This window comes from Micromonospora sp. SD19 (genome assembly GCF_054462275.1).
In genome coordinates this window covers 833647-850222 of sequence record NZ_JBTLMN010000001.1, presented here as the reverse complement: position 1 = coordinate 850222, position 16576 = coordinate 833647, and the positions used below count along the sequence as shown (strand labels likewise).

Here is a 16576-nt window from a genome sequence, read left to right as displayed (position 1 = left end):
GTGCACGGGACACCCGCATTCGGGCGCCAGCGTGTGCGCCGACGCGTCACCAGGTCGCACGGCCGATGTTGCCGAGGCCAGACGCACCCCTCTCGTAGAGACAGGATCCCCGCATGACACCGAACGACAACGGTCGACCCGTCCTGTTCCTCGCCACCTCCAACGGCGACGCGTTGGACGGACCGGCGGTGACCTTCGACAGCAGCGAGGAGGCGATGCGGCAGCTGCGCCACCCGTTCGCGGTGCGGTCGGCCTCGCCGGCACCGGCCGCCGTCGACGCCCCGGACCAGCGCGGCTGACCCGGCGGCGTTCTCCCGCGAACGCCAGGACTCATACTTTCGGTTGGAAAATGGTCGGCCTTTCGGGTAGTGTGCGAGGCATCACGTGAACGACATGACGCGGCGGCGAGGCCCGTGCTCGTGGCCTTGCGACAGCGCACCTTCGCCCGTATGTGCGCTCCGGCGGTAGCCGGTTCGGAGACCCTTCCGGTCGATCGACGGGCCTGCGGGAAGGACCACCCACGTGGCCACCATCGTCGACAACGCGACCAGCACCCGCACCGACCAGCGGAGCACCGACCAGAGCCCGGATGAGCTCCTCGCCGAGATGAAGGCCACCCCGGCCGACGACCCCCGCCGGCCAGCCCTGCGGGACCGCGCCATCGAGGCGTGGCTGCCGCTCGCCCGGCACCTGGCGCGCCGCTACGGCGGACGCGGCGCACCCGACGACGACCTGGCCCAGACCGCCTTCGTCGGGCTCATCAAGGCCGTCGACAACTTCGACCACAGCCGAGGTGTCGACTTCAGCGGGTACGCCATCCCCACCATCATCGGCGAGATCAAGCGGTACTTCCGGGACCGCACCTGGGCGGTCCGCGTGCCCCGCCGCCTCCAGGAGCTCCGCCTGTCGATCAGCGCGGCGAACAGCACCCTGATCCAGACCCTCGGCCGCTCGCCGACCGTCGCCGACATCGCGTCCTACCTCGACGTGTCCGAGGAGACCGTCCTGGAGGGGCTGGAGGGTGCGCGCGCCTACCGGGCCACGTCGTTGTCCACCCCGGTCGGGGCCGACGGCAGCCGGGAACTCGGGGACACCCTCGGCGACGACGACCGGGCCTTCGACCTTGTCGATCTCCGCATCGCCCTCGGGCCGGCCCTCGCCACGCTGCCGGAACGCGAACGACAGATCCTGAGCCTGCGCTTCCACGGCAATCTGACCCAGGCCCAGATCGCCGACCGGATCGGCGTATCGCAGATGCACGTGTCCCGGCTGATCACCCGCTCGCTGGCCGCGCTGCGCGGCCAACTGAGCGAGGACATCGCAGCCTGAGCCCGGTCAGAGCTGGACGACGTGGCCCACCCGTGGCGGCGTACGACCGGCCAGAACGTCGAGCCACGCGTGTTGCAGCGCCGTCGGCCCGGCACCGACCCGAACGTCGAGCCACCCGCTCACCACGGCGGCGAAGCGTTGCCACGCCGCGGTGAACCGCTCGTCGAGTCCGTCGCGGCCCCAGTCGTGGCTGCGCTTGCGCATCTGCACCGGCGCGAAGAACACCTCCTCGGCGGCGTCGGCGTTCGGCGTCTGGTTGGTGAGCCCGACAGCGATGTCCCGGACGAGCCGGTCACCGAGGCGCCGCCGCAGGGCGGCACGGGTCGAGGGCGCGCCGGACAGGTCGAGGCAAACGGTCGGGACCACGTCGAGGGCGTCGATGTCGTCGTACGACACGACCTCGTCGTAGCAGCCGAGCGACCTGGTGAAGGCCAGGTTGCCGGGTGAGGTGAGACCGACCAGGCGCGGCCCGCGCCGGTGCATCTCGAACGCGGCGGCGTACGCGGTCTTGCTCGACGCCGACGACACCAGCAGCGCCTCGGCGCCGTAGAAGTCGTTGTCGACAACCTGGTCGGCCAGCATGAACGAGGTGAAGAAGAGCGGCCGGAACAGGATCAGCAGATCCTCCTGGTCGCGCTGGTACGCCGGGTCGCCGATGGTCGACCGGTACGCGTTGTACGGCGACGGCAGCTCGACCCGGTGCGGGCTCGCCTCGCGGAATCCGGACCCGTCCACCCGGTCCGGCCGCACCACGAGGTGACCGGCGGGCGGGAGGTAACCGTAGATCCGTTGCCCCACCTCGACCCCCGCCACCGCCGAGTCGACCACCTCGGCGAAGCCCCAGAGCGGCGGCAGGCCCCATTGCGGTCCGAGCCCCTGGGCGGCCGGCGGGAAGAACTGCCAGTAGCGCATCGCGTCACCGAGCACCGCGTAGGTCACGTTGTTGGCGGTGAGGCCGACGCGGTCCACGCGCAGCAGCGCCTCGCCGTCGGCCACGGCGGGGGTGGGGCCATCGACGAGCGTGGTCTTCCCGAGGTCGTCCCGAGCCACCGCGAAGGTCCATGAGTCAGCCATGAGGTGACGCTAGACAGCCCCGCAATCGGAGACAAGTGCACTGCGAGTGCAAAATCCCACTGCTCGCTCAGGAGCCGGCGGCGGCGAGGCCGCGCAGGTGCGCGAGCGGCAGGTGCGGTGGCCGCCACTCCACGAACAGGGCGGTAGCGTCATCCTCCAGCTGGTCGTCCTGGTAGCCGACGACCGCGCGGACCAGCCGACGCATCGTCTCCGGGCTGGGCAGCCCGTCGTTGAGGGCGCGGTTGACGAAGTCGACGAGCCGGTCCAGTCCGAACTGCTCACCCTGCGCGCTACGGGCGTCGGTGATGCCGTCGGTGTAGGCGAGCAGGCGGTCACCCGGGTGCAGATTCTCCACGTGCACTCGCGGTCGGCGAGCGGACAGGTGACCCAGCCCCAGCGGCAGAGCCGTCGGCCCCGGAAGTTCCCGGACGGCCTTGCCGTCACGCAGCAGCATGGCACCGGGATGCCCCGCGTTGATCATGCTGAGGTGGCCGGTCCGACGGTCCAACTCGATCAGCAACCCGGTGGCGAAGAAGTTCGGATGCTCGGACCGCACCCACCGGTCGATGCTGATCGCCGTGTCGACCAGGTCGAGGCCGCATCGACGGGCGTTGCGGTACGCGCTGACCACCAGCGAGGCGAGGGTGCTCGCCTTGATGCCGTGCCCGCAGGTGTCGAAGAGCCCGACGCTGAGCACGTCATCGTTCAACGCGTAGTCGAAGATGTCGCCGCCGACGTCGTAGCACGGTTCAAGGATGGCGGTGACCACCAGGTCGTCGGTGGCGAAGGTCAGCGGTGGCAGCAGACCCCACACGATCTCGGCCGCGACCTGCATCGGCATCCGCCGCCGCATCCGCTCGACCACGTCACCGTAGGACCGGCGGTTGACCAGGATCTGGGCGACGTTGACCGCCACCTCCCAGGCCGGGCCGTCCATCGTCTCGTCGGCGGCGGCCGGCGAGACGATCTCCAGTACGCCCATCCGCTCACACCCGAGCAGCAGTGGCACCCACACCCGATCCGGACTGTCGGGCGCGCGTTGGATGTCGAGGGTGGTGAAGGCCCGGCCGGCGAGCGTCGTCTCGATCGGCAACTGGTCCCGGTCGAGACCCGCGCCGAGCAGCGGGACGAGGAGGGTCTGCTTGTAGTCGGCCAGATAGATCACGATCTCGCTGGCACTGATCATGGGCGCGGCCCGGGCCACGAGCCGCGACACCTCGTCCGGACCGCCCTGGGGCGCGTTGAGCTGCAACCAACGCACCACCTCGCCGACGTCGGCCACGCTCCACCTCCCCCTGTCCTCCCCGATCGCAGGAGCACGTAGTGCGAGCGGTGAGGCTACCTCGCCCCGCCGCGGTTCTCGTCGGCCGATCGTCCGCGCCTGACCGGCGACCCACCTTTCACCCCACCCGCCCCATCTATCTCGCTGGTTTTGCGTTTTTTGCGAAGTACTCGTGCAAAAGTCCGATAAGCAAGACCCCTGTGGATGGTGCGGCCTCCAGCCGCCGCACAACTGGCGTCTGGTGAGATGCCTTCGCGAAAGGGCACGTCGTGACAACCAAACTATTCAGCCATCCGGGACGCGCGGCCATGTCCGCACTGGCGGCCGTCGCCGCCAGCGGCACCGCCGTCGCCGTACTCATCTTCAGTGGTACCGGGGCGAGGGCCGCCGAAGCACCGGTCGACCTCGGCACGGCGGCGAACTTCTCCGTGCTGGCCGGCACCACGGTCACCAACACCGGGCCAACGTTCCTCGCCCAGAGCCTCGGCGTCAGCCCCGGTAACACCGCGCCCGGCTTCCCGCCCGGCATCGTCGGCGGTGAAATCCACCTCGGCGACGCCGTCGCCCTGCAGGCCAAGAATGACCTGACCACCGCCTACAACGACGCCGCCGGCCGGACTCCGTTCACCAACCTGCCGGCCGAGCTGGGCGGCACCACGCTGCTCCCCGGGGTCTATCGGATCGGTGCCGCGCAGCTCACCGGCACCCTGACGCTCGACAGTCAGGGTGACCCGGCGGCGGTGTTCATCTTCCAGATCGCCTCGACGCTCGTCACCGCGCCCAACAGCAGCGTCGTGTTCATCAACGGGTCCTCGCCCTGCAACGTCTACTGGCAGGTGGGCAGCTCGGCCACGCTCGACACCGGCACCCGGTTCATGGGCAACATCCTGGCCCAGACCTCGATCACCATGAACACCGGAGCCACCCTCCAGGGCCGGGCTCTGGCGCAGACCGGCGCCGTCACCCTCGACACCAACACCATCAACGCCCCCGTCTGCCTCCAGCCGACGGGAACGCCCACCCAGACACCAACCGGCACCCCGACCGGCCAGCCCACGGGCACGCCGACCGGCACACCGACCGGGCAGCCCACAGGTACGCCGACCGGGCAGCCCACGGTCACACCGACCGGGCAGCCCACGGCGCGGCCCACCCGCACAGCGCTGCCCGTGACCGGCAGCAGCGGCGGTGAAGCCCTGCTGCCCGTCCTGACCGGCATCGGCAGCGTCGCCGTCGCCACCGGCGCGGCCCTGCTGTTCCTCTACCGACGCCGCAGGTCTGAGTCCTGACCGATGCGCCCCGGCGGCGGTGACTCACCCGCCGCCGGGGCAGCACCACCGGTGCTCATCCGTGCCGGTTGCCTGATGGTGGGGCCTCGACCATCGCGCTGAGGAGCGCGGACAGCGGCACGGCGGCGAATCCCACCCGCGCGTCACTCGCGCCGTACGGCACCCACAGCTCACCGTCGTGCACGAGCGCGCCGCAGGAGTAGACGACGTTCGGCACGTACCCGTCCCGGTCGTCCTCGTCGGGTGCGAGAAGCGCGCCGGGCAGGTGGGCGACGACCCGCTCCGGGGTGTGCAGGTCGAGCAGGAGCGCACCGATGGCGTACCGACGCATCGGCCCGACACCGTGGGTGAGCACGAGCCAGCCGACGTCGGTCTCGATCGGTGATCCGCAGTTGCCGACCTGGATCAACTCCCAGCTCTCGCCCGGTGCGTGCAGCGGGGTCGGTGCCTGCCAGCGGTGCTCGCCGTCCAGAGCGGTCAGGCCGATGGTCTCGCCGTCGGCACGGCACAGTGCCAGGTGCCGACCGCCGACGGTGCGCGGGAACAGCGCGAGCCCCTTGTTCCGGGCACCCGGCCCGCGCATCGGAGTCATCTCGAACCGGCGCAGGTCGTGGCTGGCCAGCGCGCGGGTGGCGATGGTCCGGCCGTCGTAGGCGGTGTAGGTGGCCCGGTACACCGGCCCGGATTCGTCGACGAAGCGGACGAACCGGGCGTCCTCCATGCCGTTGCTCTCCGCCGGGGTGGCTGGCCACAGCACCCGTTGGTGCAGGACCGTGTCCGCGGGGAAGGCCGTGGCGTAGCTACCGGCGTTGGTACGACGCAGTTGTTCGACGGTCCCCAACCCGGTGCTGCGGGAGAGCAGGTCGGGTGGCAGGTTGCCGAGCACCCGCTCGAAGGCGGCCTCGTCGTACCACTCGGGCAACGCGTCCAGCACCGTGGCCGCGACCTCGTTGTCGCAGTCCTCCTCGGCCAGGCCGGCGACGAGCAGATCCCGGCGGTGCCGTACGCCCGTCCGCTGCCCGACTGCCAGAGGCCCGGACCGGTCGGCGATCGTGAGCTGTTTCCCCGGCCCGACGATCGCGGAGGCGAAACCGATCGAGGACACGTGCCCCTCCCCGATCTGGCGCAGGCTGATGGCGACGCGCAGTTGCCCCGGGCGGAGATCGGTCTGGTCCGGGTGGGCCACCATCGACGGGTTGCACAGGGCGGCGGCCTCGACGGCGTACTCGTGGCTGAAGTAGGCGCCGACCAGCAGCCGGCTGTTCGGCGAGAGATCCCGGGCCCGCGCGGCGCGGTGCCGGACCAGGTCGTAGTGGTGGTGGAAGGTGCCGGCCAGGTCGCGGTGCCGGGCGCCGAACCGGTCGAGGGTGTCCCGCAGCAGCCGGGCGGTCTCCTCGTCGTCGAGGTGCGCGACCCGGTCGATGAGCGCCTGCGCGCGGGTCCGTACCACTGCGGCATCCTCGCCCGGAACGAAGAGCTTGATGATGACGCGGCGTGGGTCCGGGGTGAGGGTGACGTCCTGCCGGACGGCCAGACTCCGGGTCACGACCACCGCCGGGCGTGCTGCAGGGTGGAGACGAGCGCGAGGGTGGACTCGGCACCCTGGTTGAGGTTGGGCCCGTGCGGGGTCAGCCCGTCGTAGCCACCGCCGGTCGCGGGATCCCACATCGGCGTGCCGAGGTCGTTGTCACCGAGGAACCACCCGACCGCCTGCCGCACCCCGTCGTCCCACACCGGGTCGCCGGTGACCACGGCCGCCGTGGCGCAGGCGTCGGCGAAGGCGGCGACCTCGATCGGCTGCTGGTCGTGGTGCAGCCGTACGGCGCCGCGCCGCCAGCCCCCGGCGGGTACGACAGACAGCCGGCCATCGCGGAGCTGGACATCGCGCAGCCAGGTCAACATGCGCAGGCCGTCGTCGAGGGGCGGGCCACCCTCGCGAAGCTGACTCGCGGCGATGACCACTTCGGCGAGGGCGGCGTTGGCGTACGTCAGCTCCTGCCGGGGCCACGGCCACCCGCGATCGGGGGCCGGCGGGCCGATCGTGCTGGCCGCGTCCGCCAGCAGGGACGCGGCGGCGACGTGGCCGGGGTGACGACGAAGCACCTCGGCCGCGCCCAGACCGGCGAAGGCCATCGTGTGCGGGGCCTTCGTCCGCCGGGTGGCGCCCCGGCTGAAGGCGACAAGCGCCTCCTCGCGTACCCATGCGGCGGGGCTGCGGGCGACGGCCGTGCCCAGGCCCCACAGAGCTCGACCCCACCAGTCGCCGAGCCCTGGTTCGTCGACCCAACGCCGGTCGTGCCCGAGCCGGTTGCGGAACGCGCCGCCGTCGTCCTGCGCGTGGGTCAGGAACGCGAGGTACCGCTCCGCCAGCCGGAGCAGTTCCTCGCTCGGCTCCGGCTCACGGCTGACGACCACCAGGCCACGCGCCACGTCGTCGGTGCAGTAACCATGCTCACGCCGGACGATGGCGTGCCGTGCGTGCTCGAACAGACCGGTGTCGTCGCTCAGCCGAGCCAGGTGCGCGAAGCTCGGCGCGGGTGCCGTCACCCAGCGCCCAACGGTCGAGGTCCGGGGGCGTCCGGTGGTCGCCGTCACGCCGGCACGGCGCTGACGGCGGGAGAGCGGGCCTCGACGAGCTCGTCGGCGAGGGCGCCGTAGCGGGCCGCTACCGCAGGCCAACGCAGGTGCGCGGCCAGCGGACGCACCCGCCCGGCCAACCGGGCGGCCAGGCCCGGTTCGATCAGGACCCGTCGGATCGCCTTGGCCAGTGCCGCCGGGTTCTGGTGGGGTACGACCAGACCGGGCCCACCGGTCAGCAGTTCGACGGCGTGCGGGAACGCCGTCGCCACGACGGGCACCCCGGCGGCCACCGCTTCGATGAGTACGCCGGAGGTGACCTGTTCGCGGGAGTCGTAGGGCAGGACGACCACGTCCGCGGAGCGGATCAGGCGGCCCAGCGCCTCCTGGTCGTGGTAGACGTCCTGGTAGTCGACGGCGTGCGCGACGCCCAGCTGGGCACCGAGCTGGTGCAGCCCCGCCCGGTACGCCTCACCGTGGTGCTCGATCACCTTCGGGTGGGTCCGCCCGGCCACCGTGTAGGTCGGAGTCGGTTCCAGGTCCTGCAACCGCGCGAGGGCCCGCAACGACCACTCGATGCCCTTGCCCGGCCCGAGCAGACCCCAGGTCAGCAGGTGCGGGCGGGTACGCCTGTCGACGGGTACACCGGCAAGCTCGGCCGCGCCGTGCGGAATCACCGTCACCTTGCCCGCCGGCACGGCGTACCCGACGAGCAGCCGGTCGCGGGCTGTGTCGGTCATCGTGACCACCGCTCCGGCGGTCGCCACGATCTGCTCCAACAGGGATTTCTGCCGAGCCGAGGGCTGACGGAGCACGGTGTGCAGAACCACGATGCTCGGCACGCTCAGCCGCCGCAGCAACGGCAGGACCTCCTCGCCGTCGGCGCCGGGGTAGATGCCGTACTCGTGCTGGACGATCGCCACGTCGTACGCGTTCAGCGCGGCCGCCGCCTCCCGCCAGCCGGCCGGGTCACGCGCCGACCAGGTGTGCACCACCCCGGGCGCGGGCCGCTGGTCGTCGCCGTGATCGGTGACGCGGACGATGCCACCAAGGGTGCCGTCGGCAGTCAGCTGAGCGGCGAGGGACGCGTTGAAGGTGGCCAGTCCGCACCGGGTCGGTGGGTGGGTGCTGAGGAATCCGTAGCTGGGCATGTACGTCGGGCCTTCCGGTAGTCGGCCACCGCAGGAGTACGCGGTGAGCCTCACGCGGGAACGGCGCACGCCGGTCAGCGTGTGTGACCGGCGGAACGGAGAGCGGTGCGGCTCAGTCAGGTGAGGAGGAGCTTGTCGTAGACGGCGAGATAGTCGGTGACCATCCGTTCCGCGCTGAAGCGCTCCAGAGCCCGCGCCCGACACTTCACCCGGTCGAGGTCGGCAGCCTGGCTGATCGCCTCGACGGCCTGGTCGACGGTGGAGACGAGGAGACCCGTCACTCCCTCGTCGACGACCTCGGGCATGGACCCCCGCCGATAGGCGACGACCGGCGTGCCACAGACCATCGATTCCACCACCGACAGCCCGAACGGCTCGTCGAAGGCGATCGGGTGCAACAGCGCGGTGCTGCCACCCAGCACCTCGGCACGCCGTCGCGGGCCCACCGACCCGAGGAAGACGACCTGGTCGCCGTCGATGTGCGGGGCGACCTCTTCGGCGAAGTACCGCTCGTCCTGCACGATCCCGCAAATCGTCAGGGTTCGGCCGGCGCGGCGGGCGATCTCGATCGCGGTGTGGGTGCCCTTGTCCCTGTGGATCCGGCCGAAGGCGGCCAGCCCAGGACCGGCCTCGCTGGTGAACGGCAGGCCGGCGACGTCGACGCCGTGATACACAGTGGCCACGTAGTCGAGCTCCGGCGCCCGGTCGGCGTCGGAGATCGACACGTACGACGAGCGGGCGCGGCTATAGGCGGGCAGGATCCCCGCCCCGGAGAAGCCGTGCACTGTGGTCAGCAGCGGCGCGCGGCAGTGTTCCGCGAACGCCAGGGGCAGCCAGTCCAGGTGACTGTGCACCAGGTCGAACTGCGCCGAACGGGCCATCGCGTGGGAGACGTGCATCGCCTCCCACACCCGACCGTCCAGGTCCGGGTCGTCCGCGTACCCCCGTGGGCAGACGCCGTCGAGCTGGGCGGAGGTGACGGAGTCCAGTGTCGCGAAGAGCGTCACGTCGATCCCGCGCCTGACCAGCCCCTCGGCGAGCAGGCCGGTCACCTGCTCCCACGGGCCGTAGTGGTGCGGGGGCGTACGCCAGGCGACCGGTCCGAGCAGCGCAATCCTCAAGGGGAGGACGCGTCGACGAGATCAGCTGGGTTGAGGTTCAGGGTGGCGAGCAGCCCGGTGTGCTTGGCCGGGTCGACGCGCTCCGGCAGCTCGCGCTCGACCCAGTCGGCCCGTGCCTGCTGCCCCCGGTCGCGAAGTGCGGTGACGATCCTGTCTCTGGCGATCCTCATCTGGTGCTCCCCTGGTTGAGGTGTTTAAAACGATCATTCGCACGGACAGTGGTGTGCACGCGCGGTCGGATCCGGACCACCAACCGTTCCAACCGCGACGACGGGCGGAACCGACGGCCGGGATGTGGTCGGCGATCGGTCAACACGACCAGCGAGTCGCGGCGACGGGGATGACGTTCGGTAACGCCCCTGATGGGCTGGTGGCGACGGCGTCTGACGGCCACCGGGGCCCCGGGCGACATGTCCACCGTACGCCTCGTGACGTGGGGCTGCACACGCACGGGCAGTCGGGGCGCTCGGAAGGTGCCACCCGGCGGGATGGATCCGGCACCTCAAGGAGGCTGTCCCAGCGGCTTTGCCCGAGTTACTGCCGGAATCTCACTAGCATGAGGGTCCGGAGCACGTAGGCGGGCACCTGATGACGACCGACCAAGCGGTAGGGCTGACCCGCGAGGATGAGGGGCCCCAGCGGGCGACCCTGCTGGAGCTCTTCCTCGATCTGGTGTTCGTCGCCGCGCTGGCCCTGACGTCACGGACACTGGCACAGCGTCTCGACTGGGTCGGCGTCTTCGAGACCGTGGTTCTGTTGACGGCCCTCTGGTGGGTCTGGGCGGCTAGCGCGCTGGCTACCGAACTCCAACACCTCAACCGATCCTCGATCTTCGCTGTGACGCTCTGGGTCATGTTCGGGACGATCCTGATGGCCGGGGCGCTGCCCGGCGCCTTCGCCGAGCACGGCCTGATCTTCGCGGGCGCGTACGTGGCGGTCCAGGTGGGACGCGGCACCTTTCTCGTCGTCGCGCTGGGCGGCCGGATGGAGCAGCAACGCTCCAGTCGGTTCATGTTCTGGTTCGCGGTGTCCGCCGTACCGTGGCTCGTCGGCGCCTTCGTCAGCGGCCCGGCCCGGGGCCTGCTGTGGACCGCTGCGCTCGCCGTCGACTACGCGGCCGCCTGGCTTCGTTACCCCACTCCGCGGATCGGTCGCCTACCCACACCTCACTACGCGGTGGCGGCCGACCACTTGGCGGAGCGTTACCAGCAGATCTTCACGCTCGCTCTCGGCGATCTCATCCTCGTCATCACCCTGACCTACGCCACCCACGACCTGACCATCGAGCGGACGGCGGCACTCCTGGTCGGGTTCGCCGCGACCGTCCTCCTGTGGCAGATCTACGTCCACCGCGCCGGGTCCCTGCTGAAAGCCGCCATCGAGGCTTCCCGGGACCCGGGTGGGTTCGGACGGTCCGCGCCCAACACCCACCTACTCATGGTGGGCGGCGTCGTGGCCGCCTCCGCCAGCTTCGAAGCCATCATCAGCGAGCCTGCCGGGGAGACGTCGCCGTGGCTGGCCGGCGTCCTCCTCGGCGGGCTCGCGCTGTTCCTGCTTGGACGCGCTCGGTTCGAGTACGAGGTGTTCAGCCGCGTCTCACCGTCTCGACTGCTCGCGCTGCTTGCGCTGGCGGTCGTCGGACCCGTCCTGATACTCACCCCGGCACTGGTGGCCGGCCTCGCCGCGACCCTGGTGCTCGCCGGAGTAGCCGTCACCGACAGCATCCGGGCCCACGGAAGGCCGCCCGAACCACCGATGCCCTCGACGTAGTCGGTGATCATGGCTCCAGCACCACCTTGCCGGCCCGGCTGCGCGCCTCGGCGAACACCAGCGCGGCGGAGACCTCGTCGAGCGGGTAGCGGGCGGCGATCTGCGGCACGATCACTCCCCGTCGCAGCAGGTCGAGCACGGTGCCGAGGTCGGTGCGCAGGCGACGGCGGAACGCGGTACGGCGGGTGAGCTGACCGGCCCAGAAGTTGTAGAAGCCAGCCCGGTGACCGTTGGGCAGCGCGTTCCAGGTGTAGAGGCGGGACAACAGCTTCACGAAGATCCAGATGACCGACTGCCCGGTGCCCACGGCTGCCGCGTTGCCGTAGACGACCAGCTTGCCGCCCGGGGCGAGCAGGGCGTACGAGGTGCGGACGCCCGGGCCCGCGACCGGGTCGAAGACGGCGTCGACGCCACCCGGCGACAGCTCGCGAACGTGGGCGGCCATGTCCGGGTCGCGGTAGTCGAGCGGTTCGACGCCGAGTTCACGCAGGCCGGCGTGGTGTCGTACGGCAGCGGTGCCGATGACCCGCAGCCCGAGGTGCCGGCCGAGCTGGACGAGCACGCTCCCGACGCCGCCGTTCGCGCCGTGCACGAGGATGGTCTGCCCGGCCGTCAAGTCGGCGTCGCGCAGCATCTGCCAGGCGGTCACCCCGTTGACGACGACGGTCTCGGCCGCGACGGGGTCCAGGCCGGTCGGTACGGGGGTCAGGGCGTCGAGGTCGACCAGCGCGTGGGTGGCCCAGCCACCGGTCTTGGTGACCGCCGCCACCCGCGCGCCGACCAGGGCGTGGTCACCGCCGGGACCGACCGCCCGGACGGTGCCGACGAGGTCGTAGCCGGGCACGAACGGGAACTTCGGCTGGCCGGGGTAGAGCGCGCGGCGCATCTGCTGCTCGGCGAACGAGATGCCGGTCGCCTCGACCTGGACGAGCGCCTGCCCCCGGCCGGGGACGGGCATCGGGCGTCGGCGCAGCTGGAGTCCGTCGGGCTCCACCACGCCGGGCAGCACCACTTCGGTGATCATCGCGTCGGTCGTCATCGGATTCTCCTTTGTTCGTAAGTGTGCACTCACACACTTGTCGAGGCCGAAGAGTGGGCCGCCGTAGCGGCCCGACAGCGGGTTGGTCAGGGGTGGCGAATGCCGGCGGTCAGGGCACGAGCCCAGGGCTCCGGGACCTGCTCCAGGCCGGCGGTCACGATCAGATGGCACAACTGGCCGTACGCGAAGAACTGCTGCACCTGCGCGTCGCTGGCACCGGCCCGATCCTGCACGAAGGTGGCGACCCGCCGGTAGCCGGCCCGCACCGCCTCGGCGACCTCCGGGATGTCCGTGACCGCCTGCGCCTGCACCTGGAAGAGCAGCAGGTCGCGATCGGCGATCAGCTCCGCGTACGCACCGCCCATGGTGTCGAGGATCTCTTCCGGACTGTCGCCCGTGGCACGCTCGGCGCCCGCCTCGATCGCCTCGGCGATCCGGTCGAAACACGCTCCGGCCGCCGCCACGAACAACCCGAGCTTTCCGGCGAAGAGCCGGAAGACGTACGCCTCGGAGATGCCGGCGGCGGCGGCCACGGCGGTGACCGGGGTGGCGTGGAAGCCGGCGCGCGCGAACACCGACACCGCGGTGTTCAGGACGGTGACCCGGCGGGCCTCGGCTGTCGATCGCATGTTTGTAAGTGTGCACTCACAAACAAGTGTCGTCAAGTTCGCCGCTCAGCGGTCAGGGCGCGATGCGCAGCATCCGGATCGCGCTGTCGTCGTAGTCGCTGAAGCGGTACCGGAGGCCGGCGAACGGGCTGCCGGGGAAGTCGCCGGTGATCGTGGCGGTCACCACGGTGCCGGCGGGAGTCTCCTCGACGTCGGTGATCTCGTACGACACCAGCGGCACGGCACGGCGCCACTGACGGATGGCCTCGATGCCCCGGTACTCGTTCGACTCGTCCTCGACCACAGCGTCCTCGGCGAAGAGAGCGAAGTAGTCCGCGGAGTCGGGCTGGCCGGCGAGCGCGAAGTAGCGGCGAATGATGGCTGGTGCGCCCTGGGTGGCAGTCATGGTCTCCCGTCCCTCTCCGACGTCGCCGAGGGCCCGTCGTATGGTTACTTCTGAAACAGCACCTACTAGCTTCGACAGTAGCACCTACTCGGGAGAGGGCACGGTTGTGGCCGGAAAGATCCGCTTGGCGGACCGCGAATGTCCGTTGTCCAGTGCGCTGGGCCACGTGGGCGAGTGGTGGACGCTGCTGATCCTGCACGACGCCTTCGACGGCTACACCCGCTTCGATCAGTTCCAGGCCAACCTCGGCGTCTCGTCCAGCATCCTGACCAGCCGGCTCAAGACCCTCACCGGCCAGGGGCTGCTGGAACGTCGCCGCTACCAGACCAGACCGGACCGCTACGAGTACGTCCTCACCGACCTCGGCCGCAGCCTGCGGCCGGTCATCGTCGCCCTCGCGGCCTGGGGCAACTCACGCCTCGATCCGAGCGAGCGCAGCATGATCCTCGTCGACCGGGCCACCGGGGTGGAGGCCGACCCGGTGCTCGTCGACAGCAACACCGGTCGCCCGCTCGACGACGCCACCTTCGTGTTCGCCGCCGGCCCGGCCGCCAGCGAGACCATGCGCAAGCGCTACGAGCACATTCCCACCCGGACGGCCCCGCCGCAGCGGTGACCGGCGCGCACGACGGCGGGCCGACGCGCCCGGCCCTAGTGCTGGTGCGGCCGGTTGCGGATGAGGGTGAGCGCGAGCACGGCGGCGACGAGGAAGACGACGCCGTTGATCCGCAGCCCGGCCTGGACTCCGGAGGTCAGCGCCTCCGCGATCGCCGCCCGCACCGGGTCGGGTAGTGGCTGGTCGCCGTTGGCCCCGGAGGCCACCGCCGCCCGCACGGCGCTCCGGGTGGGTTCGTCGACCTGGTGTGCGGCGAGCCGGCCCGGCAGGTCGGCCACCATCGTGGTGGTGAGCAGCGTGCCGAGCAGGGACGAGCCGAGCACCGAGCCGACCTGGCGCGCCGCGTTGACCGCGCCGGAGGCCATCCCGGCCTGGGCGGGCGCGACGCTGGCCAGGGCCGCCGCGGTCGCCGGGGCCACCACCAGCGCGCTGGCCCCGCCGAACAACGCGAACAACGCCCAGCGGTGACCGAACGACGTGTCCGGCCCCTGGTTCGCCAGCGCGAAGCTGGCCACCGCACCGAGGACCAGGCCGAGGGTCAGTGGCGCCTTGAACCCGGTACGACGGATCGCCCGCCCGGCGCCGAAGGCGACCAGCACGTAAACACCGAAGAGCATCAGCATCCGCCAGCCGGTGTCCAGCGGGCTGAGCGCCTGGGCACGCTCGTGGAAGAGGACCAGCAGGATCGCCACGCCGGTGAAACCGAACAGCGACACCGCACCGACGACCATGACAGCGCTGAACGACGCGGACCGGAACAGCCGTACGTCGAGCATCGGCGCGCTGGTCCGCAGCTCGACCAGCACGAACGCGACAAGTGCGACGACCGCGACGACCCAGGCCGTCGACACCACGGGGCTGGTGTAGCCGACCTTGCCGCCCTGGATCAGCGCGTAGACGGCGGCCGCGATCGCGACGGTGCCCAGCAGCAGGCCGGGCACGTCGAGCCGGGCGGCGCTCGGCCGGGACTCAGCCACTCCGACGACGGCGACGACGAGGGTGACCAGGCCCAGCGCGATCGTCGACAGGTAGACGCTGTGCCACTGGTAGTGCTGCAGCAGGGCACCGGCGATCAGCGGGCCGATCGCGAGCCCGATGCCGGACGCCGCCGACCACGCGGTGATGACCTCGGTCCGGCGGTGCGGGTCGGTGAAGGTCGCACCGAGGATCGCCAGGCTGTTCGGCAGGATCAGGGCGCCACCAAGGCCGGCGACCAACTGCCCGGCGATCACCCAGCCGACGGTCGGAGCGCTGGCCACGACGGCCGCGCCGACGATCATCGCGACGACCCCGGCGGCGAACATTCGCCTGCGCCCGTACCGGCTGCCCAGGGTGGCCGCGGAGAGCACGACGCTCGCCACCATCAGGGTGTAGGCGCTGGGGATCCAGACCAGCGTGGTCGGGTCTACCCGCAGGTCCCGCTGGATCGTGGTCAGCGCGGAGACCGTCGCGGTGATCTGCAGGAACGTGATCATCGCGCCCAGGCACATGGCGATCAGGGTCACCGCGCGGGAGCCGCGCAGAGATGAGCGGGCGGTAGCTGCCGGCCCGGGTGCTGCCGCGCCGGGTGGGATCGGGGTTGCGGTGCTGGTGGTCACTGAAGATCCTTCAGGCTGATGGGCTGGCTTGCGTATGCTGAAGTCAGCGCGACCCAGTGAAGCACCTGGCTAGCCCTAACGCAAGTCAGGTACGCTGGACGGCATGAAGGACCTACGAGACGATCGCGATTCCTGGACGAGCGAGAACTGCTCGGTGGCCCGGGCGATGGACATCGTGGGCAGCAGGTCGACGGTCCTGATCATGCGCGAGGCCCTGCTCGGCACGCGCCGCTTCGACGACTTCGTCCGCCGGGTCGGCGTCGGCGAGCCCGCCATGGCCGCCCGACTCAAGGAAATGGTCGCCGCCGACCTGCTCGAACGAATCCCCTACCGCGAGCCCGGGCAGCGCACCCGCCACGAGTACCAACTCACCAGCAAGGGCCGCGCCCTCCTGCCGGTCATCACCGCACTGCGCAACTGGGGCGACACCTGGGCCGCCACCGACACCGGCCCGTCGGTCATCGCCACCCACCACGACTGCGGCGAACCGATCCGCGCGGTGCTCCGCTGCGCCGCCGGCCACGACATCGCGGACGGCGACATCGACATCACCGCCGGCCCGGGTCTCGTCCGGCGCGACTGACACGCGGGTCACGGCCGAACCGGCGCCGTCGCTCAGGGACCATGGGCGGGACCGGCGTCGCCGCGACACCCGGTCGCGCGCCTGTCAGCCGCAGCAGCCCGGCCAGCCCGCCGTCGGTCGCTGCCCAGCCAAT

At 71.1% G+C, this 16576-nt stretch carries 17 protein-coding genes; 6 read left to right on the top strand and 11 right to left on the bottom strand.

The window, feature by feature from the left end:
- The first annotated feature begins 113 nt into the window (after positions 1-113).
- Both ACX27O_RS03930 and ACX27O_RS03925 read left to right on the top strand, forming a co-directional pair.
- A complete protein-coding gene (locus ACX27O_RS03930) occupies positions 114-299 on the top strand; it encodes a hypothetical protein (protein WP_030329423.1) in 186 nt (61 codons plus the stop codon).
- A 307-nt stretch (positions 300-606) separates the two neighbouring features.
- Positions 607-1329, top strand: a complete 723-nt coding sequence (locus ACX27O_RS03925; protein ID WP_210857413.1) for a SigB/SigF/SigG family RNA polymerase sigma factor — start codon at positions 607-609, stop codon at positions 1327-1329.
- Positions 1330-1335: 6 nt separating this feature from the next.
- On the opposite strand, the gene ACX27O_RS03920 is transcribed toward ACX27O_RS03925, so the two are convergent.
- Entirely contained in the window at positions 1336-2403 is a 1068-nt protein-coding gene (locus ACX27O_RS03920; protein ID WP_458938954.1) for a DUF2855 family protein, read from the bottom strand.
- Between the two features lie 67 nt (positions 2404-2470).
- A complete protein-coding gene (locus ACX27O_RS03915) occupies positions 2471-3685 on the bottom strand; it encodes a PP2C family protein-serine/threonine phosphatase (protein WP_307857938.1) in 1215 nt (404 codons plus the stop codon).
- A 269-nt stretch (positions 3686-3954) separates the two neighbouring features.
- Here ACX27O_RS03915 and ACX27O_RS03910 point away from each other — a divergent pair, with 269 nt between their 5' ends.
- Complete coding sequence (locus ACX27O_RS03910; RefSeq protein WP_245233542.1) at positions 3955-4974, top strand: ice-binding family protein; 1020 nt, start codon at positions 3955-3957, stop codon at positions 4972-4974.
- A gap of 55 nt (positions 4975-5029) precedes the next feature.
- Here ACX27O_RS03910 and ACX27O_RS03905 read toward each other — a convergent pair whose 3' ends face one another.
- The 5 genes from ACX27O_RS03905 to ACX27O_RS03885 form a co-directional block, all read right to left on the bottom strand.
- Entirely contained in the window at positions 5030-6520 is a 1491-nt protein-coding gene (locus tag ACX27O_RS03905; RefSeq protein WP_458938953.1) for a glycoside hydrolase family 130 protein, read from the bottom strand.
- Positions 6517-7521 (bottom strand): glycosyltransferase, encoded by a 1005-nt coding sequence (locus ACX27O_RS03900; protein WP_458938952.1) that lies wholly within the window; start codon positions 7519-7521, stop codon positions 6517-6519. The genes ACX27O_RS03905 and ACX27O_RS03900 overlap by 4 nt, the downstream gene beginning before the upstream one ends.
- 44 nt (positions 7522-7565) lie before the next feature.
- Positions 7566-8702, bottom strand: coding sequence for a glycosyltransferase (locus ACX27O_RS03895; protein WP_030329436.1), 1137 nt, complete (start codon positions 8700-8702; stop codon positions 7566-7568).
- Positions 8703-8818: 116 nt separating this feature from the next.
- On the bottom strand, positions 8819-9823 hold the full coding sequence (locus ACX27O_RS03890) for a glycosyltransferase family 4 protein (RefSeq protein WP_210857404.1): 1005 nt from the start codon (positions 9821-9823) through the stop codon (positions 8819-8821).
- Positions 9820-9993: a hypothetical protein gene (locus ACX27O_RS03885; protein ID WP_167337273.1), complete on the bottom strand. Its 174-nt coding sequence runs from the start codon at positions 9991-9993 to the stop codon at positions 9820-9822. The genes ACX27O_RS03890 and ACX27O_RS03885 overlap by 4 nt, the downstream gene beginning before the upstream one ends.
- A 418-nt stretch (positions 9994-10411) precedes the next feature.
- Between ACX27O_RS03885 and ACX27O_RS03880 the strand changes: the two genes are divergently transcribed.
- Positions 10412-11593, top strand: coding sequence for a low temperature requirement protein A (locus ACX27O_RS03880; protein WP_458938951.1), 1182 nt, complete (start codon positions 10412-10414; stop codon positions 11591-11593).
- A gap of 7 nt (positions 11594-11600) precedes the next feature.
- Here the strand turns inward: ACX27O_RS03880 and ACX27O_RS03875 are convergent, their stop codons facing one another.
- The 3 genes from ACX27O_RS03875 to ACX27O_RS03865 all read right to left on the bottom strand — a co-directional run bounded on the left by ACX27O_RS03875 (position 11601) and on the right by ACX27O_RS03865 (position 13646).
- Entirely contained in the window at positions 11601-12632 is a 1032-nt protein-coding gene (locus ACX27O_RS03875; protein ID WP_357639638.1) for a medium chain dehydrogenase/reductase family protein, read from the bottom strand.
- An 86-nt stretch (positions 12633-12718) separates the two neighbouring features.
- Positions 12719-13261 carry a TetR/AcrR family transcriptional regulator gene (locus ACX27O_RS03870; protein WP_030329441.1) on the bottom strand — a complete coding sequence of 181 codons (543 nt, stop codon included), beginning with the start codon at positions 13259-13261 and terminating at the stop codon, positions 12719-12721.
- Positions 13262-13313: 52 nt separating this feature from the next.
- Positions 13314-13646, bottom strand: coding sequence for a nuclear transport factor 2 family protein (locus ACX27O_RS03865; protein ID WP_210866923.1), 333 nt, complete (start codon positions 13644-13646; stop codon positions 13314-13316).
- A 145-nt stretch (positions 13647-13791) separates the two neighbouring features.
- Between ACX27O_RS03865 and ACX27O_RS03860 the strand changes: the two genes are divergently transcribed.
- Positions 13792-14262 carry a winged helix-turn-helix transcriptional regulator gene (locus tag ACX27O_RS03860; protein WP_209444498.1) on the top strand — a complete coding sequence of 157 codons (471 nt, stop codon included), beginning with the start codon at positions 13792-13794 and terminating at the stop codon, positions 14260-14262.
- Between the two features lie 35 nt (positions 14263-14297).
- On the opposite strand, the gene ACX27O_RS03855 is transcribed toward ACX27O_RS03860, so the two are convergent.
- Positions 14298-15860 carry an MFS transporter gene (locus tag ACX27O_RS03855; protein WP_210866924.1) on the bottom strand — a complete coding sequence of 521 codons (1563 nt, stop codon included), beginning with the start codon at positions 15858-15860 and terminating at the stop codon, positions 14298-14300.
- Positions 15861-15963: 103 nt separating this feature from the next.
- Here ACX27O_RS03855 and ACX27O_RS03850 point away from each other — a divergent pair, with 103 nt between their 5' ends.
- A complete protein-coding gene (locus ACX27O_RS03850) occupies positions 15964-16443 on the top strand; it encodes a winged helix-turn-helix transcriptional regulator (protein ID WP_030329449.1) in 480 nt (159 codons plus the stop codon).
- The last annotated feature ends 133 nt before the right edge of the window (positions 16444-16576 follow it).

Excerpts from the sequence above, each read along its gene's own strand:
- ACX27O_RS03930 (WP_030329423.1), top strand. The coding sequence starts at position 114 with ATGACACCGAACGACAACGGTCGACCCGTCCTGTTCCTCGCCACCTCC.
- ACX27O_RS03925 (WP_210857413.1), top strand. The coding sequence starts at position 607 with ATGAAGGCCACCCCGGCCGACGACCCCCGCCGGCCAGCCCTGCGGGAC.
- ACX27O_RS03920 (WP_458938954.1), bottom strand. The coding sequence starts at position 2,403 with ATGGCTGACTCATGGACCTTCGCGGTGGCTCGGGACGACCTCGGGAAG.
- ACX27O_RS03895 (WP_030329436.1), bottom strand. The coding sequence starts at position 8,702 with ATGCCCAGCTACGGATTCCTCAGCACCCACCCACCGACCCGGTGCGGA.
- ACX27O_RS03885 (WP_167337273.1), bottom strand. The coding sequence starts at position 9,993 with ATGAGGATCGCCAGAGACAGGATCGTCACCGCACTTCGCGACCGGGGG.
- ACX27O_RS03880 (WP_458938951.1), top strand. The coding sequence starts at position 10,412 with ATGACGACCGACCAAGCGGTAGGGCTGACCCGCGAGGATGAGGGGCCC.
- ACX27O_RS03875 (WP_357639638.1), bottom strand. The coding sequence starts at position 12,632 with ATGACGACCGACGCGATGATCACCGAAGTGGTGCTGCCCGGCGTGGTG.
- ACX27O_RS03870 (WP_030329441.1), bottom strand. The coding sequence starts at position 13,261 with ATGCGATCGACAGCCGAGGCCCGCCGGGTCACCGTCCTGAACACCGCG.
- ACX27O_RS03865 (WP_210866923.1), bottom strand. The coding sequence starts at position 13,646 with ATGACTGCCACCCAGGGCGCACCAGCCATCATTCGCCGCTACTTCGCG.
- ACX27O_RS03850 (WP_030329449.1), top strand. The coding sequence starts at position 15,964 with ATGAAGGACCTACGAGACGATCGCGATTCCTGGACGAGCGAGAACTGC.